This is a genomic window from Sporosarcina sp. HYO08 (genome assembly GCF_001563475.1).
GTDB lineage: Bacteria > Bacillota > Bacilli > Bacillales_A > Planococcaceae > Sporosarcina.
Genome location: NZ_LPUT01000001.1, coordinates 481,705 through 497,433, shown reverse-complemented (window position 1 = coordinate 497,433; position 15,729 = coordinate 481,705). Strand labels below are relative to the sequence as shown.

The window sequence follows — 15,729 nt, the reverse complement described above, 5'->3', positions numbered from 1 at the left end:
CTATTTATCGTTTATAAAATGGTGTTGGAATAATGACAGCTTTTAATCGTCTGTTGCGCACTTCGATTTCGACTTCAGTACCTTCTTGGGTATGTTCAGTTTTCAGTAATGCAAACCCAATGTTCTTTTTTAACGTTGGGGATTGTGTACCCGTCGTAACTTCACCAATTTCTTCATCGCCAATAAATACTTTATAACCTGTGCGCGGAATCCCTTTGTCGATCATTTCAACACCAACGAGTTTACGCGGTACACCATTTTCTTTTTGTGCTGCAAGTGCTTCTTTTCCGATGAAATCTTCAGCTTTATTCAATTTCACGACAAAGCCAAGTCCAGTTTCGAGCGGAGAAATGTCTTTTGACAATTCTTGACCATAAAGCGGCAGACCCGCTTCAAAACGCAGTGTATCGCGTGCGCCTAAACCTGCTGGTACAACGCCTTCCGCTTCTCCAGCTTCAAGGATGGCTGGCCACAGTGCATGAATCGCTTCGGGTGACCCGTAAATTTCAAATCCGTCTTCACCTGTGTAGCCTGTGCGAGAAACAAGAACTTCGTGACCTGCAATATTGACATTTTCTTTGAATCGGAAAAACTTAATGTCTGCAAGTGGTTCATCTGTTAGTTTTTGTAAAACACTTTGTGCAACCGGACCTTGAAGCGCGAGCAGTGCATAATTGTCGGATTGATTGTCAATTTCGACATTTTCTGACACATATTGCTGCATCCATTCAAGATCTTTTTCGATATTGGATGCATTCACGACAAGTAGGTAATCATTGTCGGCACGCTTGTAGATAAGTAGGTCGTCAACCGTACCGCCATTTTCATAGCACATCGCTGTATATTGTGCTTGGCCATCTTTTAATTTAGATACATCGTTTGTAACAAGTTTTTGTAAGTAGGCTAATGCCCCTTCCCCGCGGACAACGACTTCGCCCATGTGAGAAACATCAAACAATCCTGCTTTTGTACGTACCGCTTCGTGTTCAGCTTTAATGCTTGAAAATTGAACCGGCAGTTCCCAACCGCCAAAATCGATTGTTTTCCCGCCATACTCGGCATAGCGGTCAAATAGAACCGTTCGTTTTAATTCTGTCACGGTCTTTTCCTCCCTCATGTTGATAAAAATAGACAGAGATTCCCTAATATATAAGGAACCTCTGTCCGTTTACCTGAAAGTTTTGCCAAAAGGCTTTCTTCTTTGGTGGCTAGTCAAACTAGCGCTCTCCAGAGATGCGTCCTGTATGAGTCTTGTTACCTGAGAGATTCACAGTTTTCCTGTTTGCTCCTTCGGCGACGCCTAACGCGTGCTCTCCCCATACATTCATCCGCAAAGTGTTCATTTTTTTGTAATGATGAGTAACATTGGGACTAATAATGTCCTTTCGCCTAACATCTTAACATTTCATCCGAGAAAGCGCAATCGTTTTTCAAAGTTCGTTATTTTTCCGAACGAAACAGTTGGGAAACCAGATAAACATTCGCCTTTAAGCTCTTTGCACTAATTTTCATCCAGTTCTGACGATAAAAAGACAGAATTCTATTGTCGAATTCTCTCTTTTAATTTGTCTTCTTTTAGCCGCTCTACTTGAAAAGCAATATACTTTGTAATTTCACGCAATGTACGATGCTCTGTTTCTACTTTAAAATGTGCAGCACGGACATATTGGGGTTTTCGTTCTAGATATAACGCTTCCAACTCTGTACGTGTCGACTGAAGAACGATCGGTCGATTTTTTCCGTTTGCGATGCGGCGCCAAATGTCTCGAAATGATGCATTTAAGAAAAAGACGAGTCCTGTCTTCCTTAAAATTTCGCGGTTTTCCGAGCGCATTGGAACACCACCGCCTGTTGCGATGATGCATGCTTCAGTTCGAAAATTCCGCAAAAAGTCTGTCTCCAAATCACGGAAATACGCTTCACCATACGTATTAAAAATTTCCGGGATGGACATGCCCATCTTTTTTTCAATTTCTCGATCCATATCGTAAAAAGGCATTTTCGTCGCAAAACTTAAACGCTTGCCAATGGCATTTTTACCGCTTCCCATGTAGCCAATTAAATATACTTTCTTCACTTTACCACCCGTCTTACAGGACAGGTTTACGTGCCGCCCCGTTTCATGTTCTGAATTGCTTCGTTCATATAATACAACTCGATTGCATCGTATGTCTTATATATTTTATCATGCCATGAAACAATAGTGAAAAGAAAGAGGCTGACAAAAAATAATAACAGAATCGCCGCGACAAGCATAACGCCTTGCTCATTTCGGAGAGAGGCCAATGGCAAAGCTCCTTTCTAACGATTCCCCGCCCAATGTATTCACTAAAACGATCAAATGATCTCCAGTTTTTTCGAATTGAATCGTTCGTACATTTGTTAATAATGGTACATGACCTTGCCCATCAACTTGTTTTCGAATAACCGTATTGCTGCGTGAAATATCAATTCTCCTTTGCTCACCCAAGAAACGAAGCGCAGTACCTTCGCTCCGAATTTCAAGGTGATCAATCGTAGATAGCATTTGCTGCATGTCAATGGCGAAAAGCTCCCATTCGATTGATACGTGATCTGGAAAGCTTGATTCAACCGTGCCCTTCCACATGAAAAAAAGGACAAGCAGATGGAGAAATACAGTTAATATGACCAATTGGAAAATACTTTCTACAAACGTATACCCACGATTGGGCTTTATGTAGCGTCTCCATAAAGGCATTTTCTCTCCACCTTTTCCCTTGCAAGGTATTCGACGCAAATACCGCGCTCTACAATGGCCCAATCATACTGCACACCTTCCATTATGCGGCTGCCTTCAATGGTGCCGTGCAAACGCCAAAGAATCGTCGCTTGCAGTGCTGTTTCTGCTGCATAGATCGCAAATTTTTTATCAGTCAGCTTGACTGCCATGGCAGAGGCAAACGGTAAAAGTGAACCAAAAATAACGACCAAAATTCCGAGTGTTAAAATGGCTTCCGGCCAAGAATACCCCTTTTCGTTCAATCGATGATCATCCTTCCGCGCTGAAATTGAAATCGAATATTTTTTAATCCATTCGTCGTTTCGATCGTCATAGTCCCGGTACGTATCATATCTCCACTCGGATGAAATTCAATAACCTTCATTGGGCTTAAATCTGAAAGCCGCATACCCGTTGGAAAATTTGTGCGCTCGAATTCTAATTTTCTTGAAGTTGCCGTAATATACATCGTTCCTTCATGCTTAAACTCCATTTTTGTGCTCACATCATTCGCCATTGCATACGCTTGGATAAATTGAATCGATGACAAAAAAGCGTCAAAAGCGTCTTCCTCAGTTTCTTGTTGAATCCAATTTGCACTTATTGGCATGACGATCATCGTTATAACTGAGAGCACGGATAGAACAAGAAGCATTTCTAAAAATGTAAAACCATCCTCTTTACGGCAGAGCCATCCATTATGACGAAACATCTACTTTTCCGTCTACAATCGTTAATGCTCTTCCATCTGGACATTGCGCATCTTCCGGAACGTATTGGTCGTCTGACAATTGTTGGATCGACGTTGGCAAACTTTTTTTATCCAACTTATAGGCCTCCACTTGTCCTTGCACCATTTTCACATAAGCATCGCAGCCCTTTTCGTCAATTGTTTTTGAGTTTTTTGTAACATTTGGAAGGGCTATTAAGATAAGAACCGAAATCACAAGGAGTACAATCATCATTTCGATCATCGTAAAAGCTTTTTCATTATTAACAAATTTCATGTCAAACTCCTTTCATAATTTGTCCATCATGCCATAAACGGGCAATAATAATGCGAGATAGGCGGATAATATACAAACTGCAATGATGCTAAACAGGAGTGGCTGAAGCAGTGCCAATGCCCGATTGAACGTCACATCGATGGTCTCCTCTAATTGTTCGCTATAAAGCAATAATTCTTTTGGAAGGTGACCGCTGTCAGAGCCATGTTTTGCGAAATCGGCTAAATGAGGGGTCAGTCCTTGTGTTAATTCGATGGCGGCGTGAAGAGGCTCGCCATGGATTACAAGTTCTTTTACATCTTTAGCCATTTCACTAACAACCGCGTCCAATTTTTGATTGATTAAAACATCAAGTGCTTGTTGAAGTGATAATCCAGATTGAAGCAAGCTACCCATTTCCCCCGCAAAGGATCTCGTTTTGATCATTGAAAAAAATGTTCCAGCAAAAGGTAAAGACATAAAAATTTGAATCTTTTTTACAGGCGTACATTTGCGATAACTATACGTAGCCACCACTACTAGACAAACACCGAGCAGCAACATCACAATAAAAATATCTGGCATTTTCGAAACAAAGGTCGGCAAGTATCCAACGATTTTGTTCATATCGTCCGGACGTGAACCGACCAACGTTTTCATATTTGGCAGGAAATACTTCCGAAATGCAAGCAGTAATAGGAAAATCATTAGAAAGAGAAAAATTGGATAAATGAGTAGATTTTTCAACTTCTTCCGTTGCAATTCAATCTTCTCCAACCGTCTTGCCATTCCATATAGAGCAAGGATGAGTTTTCCGTCCATTTCCGCAATCACAACTGGAAGCAGTGTGCCAGCAGAAAATCCCAATACTGTAAGGACTTCTACAACTCCATGGCCTGCTTTAAAGGCATTGTCAATTTGTTCCGCAATCTCTTCCTTACAGCCCTTCCAATGGTGTGGTAATAAGAGGTTAACTGCATCATGAAATGTATAGCCTTCTTCCATTAATGTCGCTAGTCTTTTAATGAATGCGGGCCTATTTTGAAGAATCCCCTTTCGTTTATTCATCATGTATCAACTTTTGATTGGCCGATTTGTTTGAAACCATTTCTGTCTTAAATTCATGAACCATTGAAATTCGTTCACCCGAAGCCATTGCACCCGCAATGCGATCGATCATAGCGCCTTGGATAATTTCAAAAGTCGCACTTGTTTTCCCCGATACATCTCGAGTGAGACGCTGGGAAGAGATACAAATAATCGTCTGACGCAATTCTTCAAGGGAAATGCCAAAATCCATCATGCGATAAAAACAACCGATCGGATCTTTCGCGTGTACCGTTGTTAACACTAAATGCCCGGTAAGTGAAGCTTCTACCGCGATTTTAGCAGTTTCTCGGTCGCGAATTTCACCAATCATAATAATATCGGGTGAATGCCTTAAAATGGCTTTTAGTCCAGAAGCATACGTAATGCCTGATCTTTCATTCACTTGCACTTGAAGTAAATGCGCATGATTGTTTTCAACCGGATCTTCCAATGTAATCACATGCCGATGCAATTCATTGACACAATGGGCCGTGAGCGAGTAAATCGTTGTCGTCTTACCGCAGCCGGTCGGTCCCGTCAGCAGAATGAGCCCTTGCTGTTTGGTAACGACCTGCCGAAATTGATCCGCCCACTTAGGTTCTATGCAAAGTTCGTCGAGCGGTACAATTTTGTCATGTTTTTGAAGTCGAATGACAACACTTTCTAAATAAATGGACGGAATCGTAGATACACGGAATGAATAATTTTCACCTTGTATTTGCTTATGAAAAGAACCGCTTTGAGGTTTTCGTCGATCGCTAATGTCTAGTGAAGATAAAAATTTATAAAAGGAAATCATTCGAACCGCCACTTGAGGGGGGATTGTGCCGGATCGATGGAGTTTTGCATCTTTTTTGAACGCTATGCTATAGCCTTCTCTTGTAGGAACTAGATGAATATCCGCCGCTTCAAACTGAATCGCTTTTTCAAGCAATTGAAAACACTTGTGTTCAATCATATTGTCATTGCCGATCGTTCATCACTCCTTCATCTTGCATCATACACATAATCTAATGGCCTAAGATGGAAGACCGCTTTCCATCCTTGTGTGAAAGTATACGATGATCCGCATACAATTGGAATACTTTTCCGCAAAGTCGAATTTTGCAGGCGGTTTTCGGCGCAAAATGAAATTTTCGTGAGGACAATGTACAATTCAAATACACACCTTTTTCACAATTATATGTAATTCGAGTTTACATCCGCTGTCATTATCCGATATAATGGGTATGAGCTTATATTGTAATAGTTTTTTTAAGGAGGGAAAGCACGCATGGATAACATGTTCAAGCTACTAGGCTGGTGGACAGGCATTTTCGCCGTAATGTTTTACGCTGGAGACATGCTGTCAGTTTCACTTCTATTTGTAGCGAACACAATTTTCTTCTTATTACTAGGTTACCTGAATCTTACTGAGCGTGTGTATATGTACATTTTTGGTGCTTATCTAATGGTTTTCATGGTTGGATTTAGCTACTATTCTACATTCATACACGTACCTGGTGGCCACTAAAATGTACATACGAAAAAACAGCCATTTCGGCTGTTTTTTTGTTGTTTGTTATAGCGATTTCCTATCAAGGCTAAACGGCGCCCTCCGCTTTTGTTTCGTCCAGCTCCGGGCGCCAGCCCCTCGGAGGCTCGCAGGATGCGGGTTAGTCAGCCGTTGCCGCAGGACGCGGCGCGTTTAGGCTGACTTCCTTAATAGCAATCTAGCTCTGTGGCAAAAATCGCCACGCCGCTAGATTGACTTATGCCTGTCGAGGCTAAACGGCGCCCTCCGCTTTTGTTGTTAAAACCCATTTAAAAAAGGATTCGTGTCTTTTTCAGCTTCCGGCGTTGTCGCAGGTCCGTGTCCCGGATAGATCACAACGTCATCATCCAGTGACAACAATTTATCGTGGATCGATTGTAACAGTGTATCGGTGTCTCCATATGCCAAATCCGTACGTCCTACGCTTTGACGAAACAACGTATCACCAACAACTGCGAATCCCGCTTCCCCGAATATAAATGAAATGCTTCCCGGTGAATGCCCAGGTGTGTGGCGCACTTCAAATGTAAATGGCCCTATGCCCATTGCCCCTTCTTTTGTAATCAAATGATCCGCCGCACGGTTTTTTACATCCGGTAAAGTTGGGTATTTAGCAGATCCATTCAAATTTGGATCACTTAGCCACTCGCTCTCTTCTTCATGTATATAAACCGGAATCGTAAAATGATCTCGAATCGCGTCAACCGCTCCAATATGATCAAAATGAGCATGCGTTAAAAGCACCGCAGCCGGCTTCAGGTTATTACTTTCAATCGCTTCAATGAGACGTTCGCTCTCCTCGCCCGGATCAATGATCAGACAATTAAGGTTTTGGTCATAGACAAGATAACAATTCGTTTGAATCGGTCCTAATGGCAACACAGCAATTTTTAACATTTTCTCGCCCTCCTGCCATACAGTTTACGAAAATAAAGGATGAAAAGCAAAGAGAAAACAGTTTTCTAACATTTGTACTCAATTAACCTCGACAAAATCTGCTATAAACAGTACAATAGAAAGGGAATATGGTACTTTTTTTATTTATGTATACCCTCTGAAAGGAGTGTTTTACGATGAACTTACTAATGGTCATTTTTGGACTCATTGGGATTCTGGCTGTCGTCGGAACAGTACAAGCTTTCAAAGAACGTAACATCATTAGCATTGTTTTCAACTTAGGTGCGGCAGTCGTTTTTGGAGGTTTCACAGTTGCAACAATCATCTTCCAAGGTTATCCACCAACACTGTAATCACAAGTTGAAAAAGTAAAAACATCCTTTGGATTATGTCCAAAGGATGTTTTTTAGATTGGTGAAGAATCGATCACGATCTATCATCTCATTCCCCCATCAATAACCAATTCATTTCCTTTCCTGTTTCAACATCGACGATCATTTCAGCCCCATAGCCTGTTAAGCATTTTTTTCCGGACGGTGCACATTGGATCTTACTCGCGACCGTACTCTCTGAAACAACTTTCGGCAGTCCCTCTTCAATTAGCAGCAATTGATAAGGCTTACTTAATTCGTCTAGTTGTCCCCCGGCAGGTGATGCTGTCATAACTAGCTTCGTTTTGGATAGCCACTCGACGTTTGGAATAACCCATTCTGAATAATTACTAACAGCTGGCAATGTCCATTCCGATAAACTTTTCAGAGATGGATCATAAACGGAAAAAATCATTTTACTTTCATCCCGGACTTTCATCGTTACTAACGAATCCTCGTATGTATCAAAGTAAATAATGTCATTTTGCTGTAAGCTTTTCCATTCCTTCGTGGTTACATTATACGAATATAAGCTGCCGCCATCGAGTGAATGATCTTTTTCTTGTAGCACAATAATTTGTTCATCCCCAAACCATTTGGGAAAAGGATCTTCAATGTCCAGCAATCCGAAAAACTCCTCATGCCGATCATACAAAAACACATCGAATGTCCAATCTTCATAAAATGCAGTCAATAGAATGCGTGAAGGGTCTATGTCATTCCATTGAATGCCTAATTCCGACGATGCAACAGATACTTCATCTAAAATCTCGCCGTCAATTGTCATCATTTTAACAGTTGCGGCTATTGGATTGTCGCCCGTATGGAGCAATAAGTACTTCTTGGAAGGATGAATGAGACAATCGATAATCATGGAAGGCTCTTCTACCATTACCTGCTGTTTGCCAGTCGCAATGTTGAATTTTTTCACTTGATAAGATCCATTTATTTTTTCGACATAGACAATATGCTCCTCATCTAGCCAGCCGACAATAAAATGAAACGTCGCAGGATCTGCTTGAAGCGCTTGCAAAACTTCTTCAGTTTGCGGCTTTGTCCCGCCATCGATTTGATGAGGTGCCGTAGGTTTTTGAGGAGTTTCCGCCAATTCACTCGGTGCTGTCTGGCGATCGACACATCCAGTTAAGCATAATAATAGAACCACAAATAATCCTGACCATCTCTTTGTCACCGCTTCTCCCCCTTCCGTTCCTATTATCTGTTTTCTATGTAAAAAAGAACTGCACAGTGTACACTGTGCAGATCTATTTATTCTTGCTCGCCGATCACGTTCGGCAATAGCTGTTCATCTTCTTGTTGTTTAAACCGCAATAAGTCACCGTTAATAATCATATCCGAATAGCCCAGCTCTACCCCTGCGTTTTCTATATACGGTTCACACGCAACAGCTTCTATTGGTTCGCCAGTCTCACTGTCGTAACAGACATCTTGTGTATAAACATATTTGTCCGTTACAAAACGACCATCACGGAAAATGACAAATGGTTCATGATCTTCCGAGAAGATATCCGCACCTAGCTGCATATCATCCTTCGTATCGATGCCCAATAAGTGAAGAATCGTTGGTCTTAAGTCGATTTGACCCGAAACTTCATCGACTGTTGTTGCTTTTCCATATCCAGGAACATGGATAAATAACGGCACTTTTTGTAAAACTGCGTTATCGTAAGGTGTAATTTCTTTGTCTAAATACATACCCATCGCTTTGTTATGGTTTTCAGAAATTCCGTAGTGATCTCCGTACATGACAATAATGGAATTGTCATAGAGTCCTTTTTCTTTCAAGTCCTCGAAAAACAATTTAATGGATTCGTCCATATAACGCACTGTTTGGAAATAACGATTTAACGTATTTGAGTTAGATGTATACTCCGGAATCATTTTATCCTCTTCATCAAGCGTAAATGGATGGTGATTCGTCAGGGTAATGAGTCTCGAATAAAATGGCTGCTGCATGTCTGTCATTAAATCAACAGATTGCTCAAGGAACGGAATGTCTTTCATCCCCCAGTTTACAGCCTGACCTTCTTCAACGACATAGCTTTCTATGTCATAAAACTTGTCGATTCCCAAAGCGCCATACATAATGTCACGATTCCAGAAGCTTCGGTTATTGGCGTGCATCACATTTGTGAAATAACCATTTTGACCGAGACGTTCCGCTAGCGACTGATACGTATTGCCACTATGTGTAAAAAAGACTGCTCCGCCATTTCGTGGATACAAAGAGTTCTCAATTAAAAACTCTGAATCTGACGTTTTCCCTAAACCTGTTTGGTGATAAAAATCCGTGAAGTAAAACGTATCTGGATCTTTTGTCAACTCATTTAAAAACGGTGTGATGACATGGCCATCCATTTCGTTATTGATCACAAATGATTGTAAGGATTCAAGTGATACGACAATTAAGTTACGGTCTTTCGCAATACCAAACTTATCTGCACTCGGCGCTGCATAATTCGCATTAATATAGTTACCAACTTCAACAAGTTCACTACCATCAGCCAATACGCGCTGTGCATGCGTTTTTGACTGCATAAAAACGTCATAAATATGGTAGTTGTAAGCACCAATGTTTTTCACAAGCAATTCACGGTCAAAACTGCGAGTCAAGAGCTGCGGTCTTTCCGTTTCGGCAAGCCCAAGGTTTACCATTAAAAGTGCTGCTGACGTAACAAAATACAATTTACGTGCAATTGGCTTTTGTATAGAAATCTCTTTTTCGGGAATGAATTTAATCGCTAAATAAATGATCAACACATCCGAGAAAAAGAAAATGTCTGTCAAGTGAAGATTCGCTGTGATCGAAGAAGACAAATCTCCAAAGTTACTCGTTTGAAACAAGACTGGCAACGTAATAAAATCATTGAAAAAACGATAAAACACCGCATTACTAAACATGATAAGGGAAGTTCCCAAGCTAACAGATAACAAATAGATATTGCGACGTTTCGTGCTCTTCATAAACAACGCAACACCGTACACAAATAATAGGAAACTTAACGGATTTATAAACAAGATCAGTTCCTGCATGACATTATCAATTTTCATCTTAAAACTCGTCACATATCCTATATAAGTGGTGATCCATGTTGCGATAATTGCGATGATGAGCACGGAATGTTTGGGTAAAGCTAATTTCTTCATTCCATCTCTCCCTTTCTTATAAGTTCAAATTTCTTTTGGTATAGTTTTATTATAGTGAAACTGACCAAAAACGGATAGACATTTTATCATATCCCGCATGAACAGACAGTATGACCCCAACATCAAAACGAATCGGGTAGTACTGTCTTTGATACGCACTATACTATAGACGGGATAAGTGCTAAAAAGTTTCAATTTATGAGTGAAAAAGGACTAAAGTCGCAGATGATCTATAACTTATTCAAAGTCTGCTTATTTCATTTTTCAATAGTAAGGATGCATGCAAATAGTCCTTTTGTTCGATCATTCCCATTTCGTAAAGGTCTTTTAACTCCGTCATCAGGAGGTGAAGATCGGATTCCCGATCTCCCGTATACACATACGTGCCAAATCGTCTTAACATTTGAATCACTTCAAATACGTCTTTCATTTACTTGATTCCTGACAAGCGATTATCCTTGTTTCAGTCATTATTTTGGCAACGGGCACATCATGTGCTTCAACAGGAACCTCATGTCCTGTTTGGCAATCAAATGCTAAAGAAATGGTGTTTCCTGTGTAATCATTCAAATAGCGGTCATAATAACCGCCGCCAAAACCAATTCGATAACCTTTGTTTGAAAACACAACACCTGGTACAATTTGCACGTCAATCATTGACTTTGCAACAGACGTTGTTTTTTCAATGATCGGCTCACGTAAATCCATATACACGGTTTCCAGCTGATCAAAAGAATTGATAAGACGAAAATCCATGTGCCTTGTAGATGCGATACATTTTGGTACAGCAACTTGTTTGCCATCTTGCCAAGCAGCTTCGATGAGGCTTGTTGTATTGACCTCTGGAAAACGTGAAATCGTAATACCGATCGTTTTGGCATTTTGATAGTCAGGAGAAGCCAATACTTTTTCGATTATGGCTAATGATTTTGCTTCGTGTATGTCCAGCTTTAAACCTGTCAATTGTTGTAAGATTTGTTTTCTTTTTGTCGCTTTTTGCATTTTTATCGCCCTTTCCAACGAAAAAACCAAAACCCGTGAAGGTTTTGGCCCTAGATTATTTCGTTTCACGGTGCAGAGTTTGTTTCTTTTCACGTGAGCAATATTTTTTCATTTCAAGACGTTCTGGATTGTTACGCTTGTTTTTCTTTGAAATATAGTTGCGCTCACCGCATTCTGTGCAAGCAAGTGTAATATTTACGCGCATGATTGTCCCTCCCACTCATCAGGAATATATAAATTATGAGCATGATTTATACGACTTTTCTATTGTAACATATTTAACATAAAAGTCTAGCCATATCCCCTAATTTCCTTCCCATTTAATGATATGATACGATGGGAAAAAGTGAATTTGCGGAGGTTTTCAGTTTGGAATTAACAATTATTATACTGCTCATTATTGGCGTTATTTCTCTCGTCGCCTCGTTTTTTACCGGTCGGCAATCAAATCATGAGATCGAGCAAATTTCTATTAGTCTACATAATGAGACAAACCACTTACACAAACGATTGAAAGTGATTGAGGAGGAATTAATGATTGGCGTTGGAACGATGCCAACGGAAAGTAAAATGCAAAACAAAAATATCCATGAAATCATTGTCAACCAAATCTACTCTTTGCATTCACAGGGCTACGCCGTCCATGATATTGCTGCGCGCTCTTCTTTAACCGAACAGGACGTCATTGCCGTACTTCAAAAAAGAGGTGCCAATCGATGATCAGGGACCTATTACGATTCATCGGCGGGGGCTGCATCATTGCTGCGGGAATCCTTTATTTTGCCGACAAGACACAAACCGAATCGGCGAAACAAAACGACCTTTTGCAGCACCAGATTCAAGAACTGGAAGAGCGGCTTGCACACGCAAATGAACAACTTGCCATCGCGCAAACTGTTAAGCAAGCACCAACTAGGAATGCAAGTACTGAAAAAAACACAGCAAAAATGACACTGAAAATTAAAGCAGGCGATGATTCGACTGTTGTCGCGGCCGATTTAGTAAAAGCAAATATTATACAAAACGCCACCGAATTTGAAAAGTATTTAAAGGTTAATCGTTTGGCAGGAAAAATCCAAATTGGCGAATATACGATCGACGATTCTATGGATTACGAAACGATCGCCAAATTGATTACTTCACAACCTTGAATCTCCCTTATTTCGTAAGTTCGTTGGAGACTCCACCGTATTGGTTGGAGAGTGCACATAATTTGCAGTAACCATTCTAATCTATTAAAAAAAGCTGCCCGTAAAAAATTTACGAGCAGCTTTTTTCATTTTGCCTCTTCACTTTTCTCAGGCGCATGAATAATCGGTTTAATGACCGATGGATCATTATTCTCCGCCAAGCGCTTTTCTTTCAATTCAAAATAACTATCTAATGCCGAGCGGACAATATCATTTGCAGCAGGTGGATAGCCGCGTTGGCTTGTCCAAACATGCGGAATAACAACAGCATACGCTACTTCTGGATTATCATAAGGTGCAAAGCCGACATGTGTTAAATTGATCGTCACTTTGCCAAAATAAGGACTTTCCCGATCCCCGTAATAATAAGCTTGCGCTGTACCTGTTTTTCCTCCAGCATCGTAATTGGCACCTTGTAATACGCTTCTCCCCGTACCATTACTGCCATAATAAACATAGTGCATACCACGTTTCACTTGTTCAATTTCCGCGTTAGTATTATTGATTCGATTTAAAATGGTTGTTGGTTTTTCCTCAACAAGCGCACCTAACACTTCACCGTCTTGAGAGGGCTCGCGAATTTCTTTCAACATTTTCGGCGCCACTCTGTAACCGCCGTTCGCAATCGTAGATACATATTGTGCAAGTTGCAGCGGTGTATACGTATCAAATTGTCCAATCGCAAAGTCCATTAATTTACCCGTTAACACGTCATCTGGATTATAGAAGCCAGTCGTTTCACCCGGTAAGTCAATTCCCGTTTTCGTTCCTAAACCATAGGAGGCAAACGATTGTCTAAATGTATCAAATGCACTTGTGTCGATGGACATCCCTCTGCCGAAGCGATATACCCCTTTTCCTAAAGAGAAGGCAATTTTAAACATATAAACGTTTGAAGATCGCCCAAGCGCCTGGACATCATTCACCGCTACCCGGCCGCTCTGGTTAAATAAAGAACGCTTCCACTGACCGCCTACATTTAGCGGTTCGTCGATTTTAGATTCTCCTACCCGAAGAACCCCTTCACTGTAGCCAGTTAGTACAGTAGCCATTTTCACAGTAGAACCTGCCTCATATGCCGAGGTGAATGTACCAAAAGCATAATCTCGGATTTCCCGCTTACCCGTTTCCGGATTTTTGCCAACCTGTTTTCCCACAAGTGACAACACTTCCCCGCTATGCGGATCCATCATCACAAGAAATGCGCGATCTAGCGCACCCGTGTACCCAGATTGTTTCAACTGCAACAACTTGTTGGATACAACTTCCTCAAGCGCAGTCTGAAGTTCACTGTCAATGGACAGCACAAGATCTTTACCAGGCTCACCTTCCCGGACTGTTTTTGTTTCTACTACACGGCCTGTTCGATCTTTAATGTTTTTAACGACCGTCTTTTGACCTTTTAATAACTCTTCGTAATATTGCTCAATATAACTTCTGCCAACACGGTCATTCCGTGAATAATCCCGTGCTAAATAATAGTCTAATTGTGCTCGTGGGATACCTTCAACCGGCCTTGTCGTGGAGCCTAAAATCGTATTATCCGACCTGCGCATTCGTTCCCAATCCGTCGTCGTATTCACACCAGGAAGCTCACTCAACCTTTCAGATACGGCTGCGAACTCTTCTTCTGTTACATTTCCGCTTTTTACAATTTGAGGTGAATAGGCATAGCCAGACATCATTTCCCGATAGATGGCAAGCACTTCCAGTTCATGATCCGTAAATGAATTCAGCTCTTCATCTGTAATGCGCTCGCGCGTCAGCCGATTGATTTCTCTTTGGGCATCTTTTTTCTCTTTAAACTTTTCCCCAATTGCCCGCTGTTCTTTTTTAGACACTTTTTCACTCGCTTCTTCAGAATTGAGTAAAATCCAAAAATCCCTTTTATCCCCAAGTGTCACCCGTTTTGTATCCTGTTCGATCAATTCGGATAGTTTCTCTGCAATCTCTAGCATTTCCGAAGATTTCGTCGAAGTTGTTTTCGTATAGGTAATTGCATTTTTCGGATCATTGTCAACAAGAATTCGGCCATTGCGGTCAAATAATCGGCCTCTTGGTACACTCGTATTCACAGCAATTTCTTCCGTTCGTTCCAGCGCACGGACATAATCTTCTCCTTTGACGATTTGCAGGTAACCTAGACGAAGAATGAGCATTGAAAAGAGGAGAAAAATTGAGAAAAAGAGGACGTTCATTCGAAATGCGATATGTTTACGCTGGCGAATCTTTGCCTGATCCGCTTTGCTAACTTTTTTAATTCTTAGTTCCTCCCTTCCTCGTCATTTGCCAACTAGAATTATAACATTATGTAATGAAAAAGCACATATCTTGACGTGCAAGATATGTGCCCAGCCTGTTGACAAACGCTCGCATCCGTCGTTGCTCGTCTCGCTCGTCCGCTCATGAACTCTAGTTCTATTCGCGTCTTCGCTCGACTTCGCGCCTAGGCTGACAAGCGTTTTCAAGCAGGCTGGAGTTTTACCTAATAAAAAGAGTGTAGACAAAGTGAAAACAACTTTGTCTACACTCTAGGCATATATATTGACGTGCAAGATATGTGCTAGGTTTCGAATCAATCACGCCTTGGCGTGATTGCGTCCAGATTTTGAATTGCGCTTGAGGCCAACAGGATGTTGGTCATGCAACCGTTGCCGCAGGACGCGGCGAACTTAGGTTGCCTCCTACATTAACTCCTTTCAAAATCTGTGACATCCGCCGGAGGCTTAAATTAAATCGGCAGGGGGTAACC

19 protein-coding genes and 1 riboswitch are annotated in these 15,729 nt (G+C 41.2%); of the genes, 4 read left to right on the top strand and 15 right to left on the bottom strand.

Annotation, left to right across the window (positions count from 1 at the left end):
- Positions 1–4 precede the first annotated feature (4 nt).
- The 8 genes from gcvT to comGA all read right to left on the bottom strand — a co-directional run bounded on the left by gcvT (position 5) and on the right by comGA (position 5,773).
- Positions 5–1,099 (bottom strand): glycine cleavage system aminomethyltransferase GcvT, encoded by a 1,095-nt coding sequence (gene gcvT / locus AU377_RS02465; RefSeq protein WP_172794008.1) that lies wholly within the window; start codon positions 1,097–1,099, stop codon positions 5–7.
- 137 nt (positions 1,100–1,236) lie between these two features.
- Positions 1,237–1,328: riboswitch (glycine riboswitch) on the bottom strand.
- 212 nt (positions 1,329–1,540) lie between these two features.
- The gene (locus AU377_RS02460; protein ID WP_067403563.1) at positions 1,541–2,077 is read right to left on the bottom strand and encodes a shikimate kinase; all 537 of its coding nucleotides are present in this window, start codon (positions 2,075–2,077) and stop codon (positions 1,541–1,543) included.
- Between the two features lie 189 nt (positions 2,078–2,266).
- Entirely contained in the window at positions 2,267–2,719 is a 453-nt protein-coding gene (gene comGF / locus AU377_RS02450; protein WP_067403558.1) for a competence type IV pilus minor pilin ComGF, read from the bottom strand.
- Positions 2,695–3,003 (bottom strand): hypothetical protein, encoded by a 309-nt coding sequence (locus AU377_RS02445; RefSeq protein WP_067403555.1) that lies wholly within the window; start codon positions 3,001–3,003, stop codon positions 2,695–2,697. Before AU377_RS02445 ends, comGF begins: the two co-directional genes overlap by 25 nt.
- On the bottom strand, positions 3,000–3,452 hold the full coding sequence (comGD, locus tag AU377_RS02440; RefSeq protein WP_067403552.1) for a competence type IV pilus minor pilin ComGD: 453 nt from the start codon (positions 3,450–3,452) through the stop codon (positions 3,000–3,002). The genes AU377_RS02445 and comGD overlap by 4 nt, the downstream gene beginning before the upstream one ends.
- Positions 3,439–3,747 carry a competence type IV pilus major pilin ComGC gene (comGC, locus tag AU377_RS02435; RefSeq protein ID WP_067403550.1) on the bottom strand — a complete coding sequence of 103 codons (309 nt, stop codon included), beginning with the start codon at positions 3,745–3,747 and terminating at the stop codon, positions 3,439–3,441. The genes comGD and comGC overlap by 14 nt, the downstream gene beginning before the upstream one ends.
- Positions 3,748–3,759: 12 nt before the next feature.
- Positions 3,760–4,794 (bottom strand): competence type IV pilus assembly protein ComGB, encoded by a 1,035-nt coding sequence (gene comGB / locus AU377_RS02430; RefSeq protein ID WP_067403547.1) that lies wholly within the window; start codon positions 4,792–4,794, stop codon positions 3,760–3,762.
- Positions 4,787–5,773, bottom strand: a complete 987-nt coding sequence (gene comGA, locus AU377_RS02425; RefSeq protein WP_067403545.1) for a competence type IV pilus ATPase ComGA — start codon at positions 5,771–5,773, stop codon at positions 4,787–4,789. Before comGA ends, comGB begins: the two co-directional genes overlap by 8 nt.
- A gap of 315 nt (positions 5,774–6,088) precedes the next feature.
- Between comGA and AU377_RS02420 the strand changes: the two genes are divergently transcribed.
- Positions 6,089–6,328: a DUF2626 domain-containing protein gene (locus tag AU377_RS02420; RefSeq protein ID WP_067403541.1), complete on the top strand. Its 240-nt coding sequence runs from the start codon at positions 6,089–6,091 to the stop codon at positions 6,326–6,328.
- A 279-nt stretch (positions 6,329–6,607) separates the two neighbouring features.
- Here AU377_RS02420 and AU377_RS02415 read toward each other — a convergent pair whose 3' ends face one another.
- Positions 6,608–7,246: an MBL fold metallo-hydrolase gene (locus tag AU377_RS02415; protein WP_067403538.1), complete on the bottom strand. Its 639-nt coding sequence runs from the start codon at positions 7,244–7,246 to the stop codon at positions 6,608–6,610.
- A 176-nt stretch (positions 7,247–7,422) separates the two neighbouring features.
- Between AU377_RS02415 and AU377_RS15190 the strand changes: the two genes are divergently transcribed.
- Positions 7,423–7,599: a DUF2759 family protein gene (locus AU377_RS15190; protein ID WP_082731878.1), complete on the top strand. Its 177-nt coding sequence runs from the start codon at positions 7,423–7,425 to the stop codon at positions 7,597–7,599.
- Positions 7,600–7,687: 88 nt separating this feature from the next.
- Here AU377_RS15190 and AU377_RS02410 read toward each other — a convergent pair whose 3' ends face one another.
- The 5 genes from AU377_RS02410 to rpmG form a co-directional block, all read right to left on the bottom strand.
- Positions 7,688–8,809: a hypothetical protein gene (locus tag AU377_RS02410; RefSeq protein ID WP_067403535.1), complete on the bottom strand. Its 1,122-nt coding sequence runs from the start codon at positions 8,807–8,809 to the stop codon at positions 7,688–7,690.
- A 77-nt stretch (positions 8,810–8,886) separates the two neighbouring features.
- Complete coding sequence (locus AU377_RS02405; protein WP_067403533.1) at positions 8,887–10,785, bottom strand: LTA synthase family protein; 1,899 nt, start codon at positions 10,783–10,785, stop codon at positions 8,887–8,889.
- Positions 10,786–11,026: 241 nt separating this feature from the next.
- The gene (locus AU377_RS02400) at positions 11,027–11,215 is read right to left on the bottom strand and encodes a YqgQ family protein (protein WP_067403530.1); all 189 of its coding nucleotides are present in this window, start codon (positions 11,213–11,215) and stop codon (positions 11,027–11,029) included.
- A complete protein-coding gene (locus AU377_RS02395) occupies positions 11,212–11,787 on the bottom strand; it encodes a 5-formyltetrahydrofolate cyclo-ligase (protein WP_067403528.1) in 576 nt (191 codons plus the stop codon). Before AU377_RS02395 ends, AU377_RS02400 begins: the two co-directional genes overlap by 4 nt.
- 55 nt (positions 11,788–11,842) lie before the next feature.
- Positions 11,843–11,992, bottom strand: coding sequence for a 50S ribosomal protein L33 (gene rpmG / locus AU377_RS02390; protein WP_067403526.1), 150 nt, complete (start codon positions 11,990–11,992; stop codon positions 11,843–11,845).
- Positions 11,993–12,156: 164 nt separating this feature from the next.
- On the opposite strand from rpmG, the gene AU377_RS02385 reads away from it, so the two are divergent.
- Positions 12,157–12,507 (top strand): hypothetical protein, encoded by a 351-nt coding sequence (locus AU377_RS02385; protein WP_067403523.1) that lies wholly within the window; start codon positions 12,157–12,159, stop codon positions 12,505–12,507.
- Positions 12,504–12,938, top strand: coding sequence for an endolytic transglycosylase MltG (locus AU377_RS02380; RefSeq protein WP_067403520.1), 435 nt, complete (start codon positions 12,504–12,506; stop codon positions 12,936–12,938). Before AU377_RS02385 ends, AU377_RS02380 begins: the two co-directional genes overlap by 4 nt.
- A gap of 125 nt (positions 12,939–13,063) precedes the next feature.
- Here the strand turns inward: AU377_RS02380 and AU377_RS02375 are convergent, their stop codons facing one another.
- The gene (locus tag AU377_RS02375; RefSeq protein ID WP_067403517.1) at positions 13,064–15,238 is read right to left on the bottom strand and encodes a penicillin-binding protein 2; all 2,175 of its coding nucleotides are present in this window, start codon (positions 15,236–15,238) and stop codon (positions 13,064–13,066) included.
- Positions 15,239–15,729 lie beyond the last annotated feature (491 nt).

What these genes read in the sequence shown, in the direction of transcription:
- comGA (WP_067403545.1), bottom strand. Translation starts at nt 5,773, where the DNA reads ATGATTGAACACAAGTGTTTTCAATTGCTTGAAAAAGCGATTCAGTTT.
- AU377_RS15190 (WP_082731878.1), top strand. Translation starts at nt 7,423, where the DNA reads ATGAACTTACTAATGGTCATTTTTGGACTCATTGGGATTCTGGCTGTC.
- AU377_RS02420 (WP_067403541.1), top strand. Translation starts at nt 6,089, where the DNA reads ATGGATAACATGTTCAAGCTACTAGGCTGGTGGACAGGCATTTTCGCC.
- AU377_RS02380 (WP_067403520.1), top strand. Translation starts at nt 12,504, where the DNA reads ATGATCAGGGACCTATTACGATTCATCGGCGGGGGCTGCATCATTGCT.
- comGB (WP_067403547.1), bottom strand. Translation starts at nt 4,794, where the DNA reads ATGAATAAACGAAAGGGGATTCTTCAAAATAGGCCCGCATTCATTAAA.
- AU377_RS02395 (WP_067403528.1), bottom strand. Translation starts at nt 11,787, where the DNA reads ATGCAAAAAGCGACAAAAAGAAAACAAATCTTACAACAATTGACAGGT.
- AU377_RS02415 (WP_067403538.1), bottom strand. Translation starts at nt 7,246, where the DNA reads ATGTTAAAAATTGCTGTGTTGCCATTAGGACCGATTCAAACGAATTGT.
- comGF (WP_067403558.1), bottom strand. Translation starts at nt 2,719, where the DNA reads ATGCCTTTATGGAGACGCTACATAAAGCCCAATCGTGGGTATACGTTT.
- AU377_RS02405 (WP_067403533.1), bottom strand. Translation starts at nt 10,785, where the DNA reads ATGAAGAAATTAGCTTTACCCAAACATTCCGTGCTCATCATCGCAATT.
- AU377_RS02400 (WP_067403530.1), bottom strand. Translation starts at nt 11,215, where the DNA reads ATGAAAGACGTATTTGAAGTGATTCAAATGTTAAGACGATTTGGCACG.
- comGD (WP_067403552.1), bottom strand. Translation starts at nt 3,452, where the DNA reads ATGTTTCGTCATAATGGATGGCTCTGCCGTAAAGAGGATGGTTTTACA.
- comGC (WP_067403550.1), bottom strand. Translation starts at nt 3,747, where the DNA reads ATGAAATTTGTTAATAATGAAAAAGCTTTTACGATGATCGAAATGATG.
- rpmG (WP_067403526.1), bottom strand. Translation starts at nt 11,992, where the DNA reads ATGCGCGTAAATATTACACTTGCTTGCACAGAATGCGGTGAGCGCAAC.